2 protein-coding genes are annotated in these 2187 nt (G+C 70.8%); both read left to right on the top strand.

Annotated features, from left to right (window positions below):
* A partial coding sequence (locus Q7A36_RS39460) for a Bug family tripartite tricarboxylate transporter substrate binding protein (RefSeq protein WP_305109261.1) occupies window positions 1-789 on the top strand: 789 nt, incomplete at its 5' end.
* 1019 nt (window positions 790-1808) lie between these two features.
* A partial coding sequence (locus Q7A36_RS39455) for a DUF6398 domain-containing protein (protein ID WP_305109260.1) occupies window positions 1809-2187 on the top strand: 379 nt, incomplete at its 3' end.

The raw sequence follows: 2187 nt of genomic DNA, 5'->3' as shown, positions 1-2187 counted from the left end.
ATTGTGCTCGAGAACCGGACAGGCGCCGGCGGCACCGTCGGCGCGCTGTCGGTCGCGCGCGCGGCGCCGGACGGCCACACGTTGCTGCTGGGAACAACCAGCACCTACGTGGTCGCACCCTTCGTGCATCGGCCGCCGCCCTACGACCCGACGACGGCCTTTGAGCCGGTCATTGTCCTGTCAGAGGGCGCCATGGTGCTCTGCACGCATCCCCGAACGGACCTCCGCACGGCGGCCGAGGTGGTGGCGGCGGCGCGGCAGCGGCCGGAGCAGCTGACCCTCGCCTCAGCCGGCGCCGGCAGCCTGCCACACGTGGTCGGCGAGGTCTTCGCCGCCTTGGCCGGCGTGCGGCTGACGCATGTGCCCTACCGGGGCGGCGCGCCGGCGATGAACGACCTGATCGGCGGGCAGGTGGACCTGTTCTTCGAGGTGGTCTCGAACGTCGCTCAGCATGCCGAGGCGGGGCGCGTCGTGCCGCTGCTGACCACCGGCGCGGCCCGCTCGCCGTTGCTGCCAAGTGTGCCGACGGCGACCGAGAGCGGCTACGCCGGCCTCGCTCTGGCATCCTGGACCGGGCTCGCGGCGCCGGCCGGCACGCCGCAGCCCGTGGTCGAGACGCTGAACCGCGAGGCCAACGCCGCCCTGCTCTCCGAGGAGGGGCAGGCGCTTCTCGCCCGGCTCGGGATCGCGGCGGTCGGTGGCGACCCAGCCGCCATGGCGGCTCGGATCACGCGAGAGTCCGCGGTCTACCGGCGCGTGATCGATGCCCGCGGGATCACCGCGGGCTGAGGTGGCCGGGCCCGGATGCCTCATGGTGCATCGGCTTGCGGTGGCGTCAGTCGCGGTCGCCTGACCAGGCGACCCTCTCGGCGCCCGCCATGCCGATCGCGGCCAATCATCCGCGCCGAGGGCGATGTCGGCCTCGACGCGCCGGTAGACCGCAGACTTACCTCGCTGGGCGACGAGGCAATGACGCGGGCCACCCGCCTTGTCGTTGGCGAGGTGGTTTGCGGCTTTGTCTTGGAACAGCCGAATGCGATCCGGAGCGGACCGCCTGAATTTGGCGGGGCGGTAATCGCCGATGGGCCGTGGCCGCCCCGCACCGGCGCTCCACAGGGCCTCGGAGGTTTGAACCGTAGCTGGATCACTCCTGTAGGACTCTCCCGACCCCGACGTGTACGGGACAGCTGCTCGGCGCGGAGGGCGAGGTCCGGGACCCGATGCTGGGCTCTGCCCTGGGGAGGATTTAACCGTGAGTGCCGCCACATCGAGTTCGGTGACCTGGATCGCCTGCCTCTTGGTACTCACCGGGTGTCTGCTCGTCTCGCCCGGATCCACGCCGCAGGCGCAGCAAGCCATCCCCGACAGTATCGCCGCGCCGAACACCCGGCCCGTCATGACGGTCCATGCCGCTGGCGCGCAGATCTATGAGTGCACACCCGACGCAGATGGCAGGCGCGGCTGGCGCGGCTGGCGCGGCTGGCGCGGCTGGCGCGGCTGGCGCGGCTGGCGCGGCTGGCGCGGCTGGCGCTTCCGGGAACCCATTGCTGCCCGGTTTGTCAACGGTGCGACCGCCGGCTGCCACTTCGCAGGGCCAAGTTGGCAGCTCACCGATGGAGCGCTCATCGTCGCCAGGGCCGCCGCCAGCGCGCCCGGTGCAACAAATCCCCGGGGCTCCCGCAGTCGTTTTCTTTCCACTCTGGATGGTCTCCCACCTCGGGCGACATGCGGCGGCTCCACCATTTGCGGACCACCCGGCGGGGCGGCATCATGCGTCGGGAAGCCCGTCCCGGCATGAGGTTCACGTCGTGAAGTCTTCCCGCTCGACGTCGGTCCCGAAGGCCATGCAGGCGACCTACGCCGCCGTGGTCGCGCTCACCGATGCGTTCTGCCGCGACCACCTGAACGAGGAATACCGCGACCTCGCACGGGCCATGGCCGCCGCCCTCTGCCGCAAGCGCCCGAGCCCCCTGGCTTCAGGCCAGGCGCGGACTTGGGCCTGCGGCATCATCTACGCCCTGGGCCAGCTCAACTGCCTGTCGGACAAGGCGAGCAAGCCTCACATAACGATGGCCGAGGTGTGCATCGCGTTCGACGTCGGCCAGAGCACGGCAAGCGCCAAGGCCAAGGTCATCTCGGACGCGCTGCGCACGAACCGGATGGATCCAACTTGGATGCTGCGGAGCT

The organism is Paracraurococcus lichenis (assembly GCF_030657435.1).
GTDB lineage: Bacteria > Pseudomonadota > Alphaproteobacteria > Acetobacterales > Acetobacteraceae > Paracraurococcus > Paracraurococcus lichenis.
The sequence above is the reverse complement of the archived record's forward strand: the minus strand, read 5'-3'. Positions and strand labels throughout refer to the sequence as shown.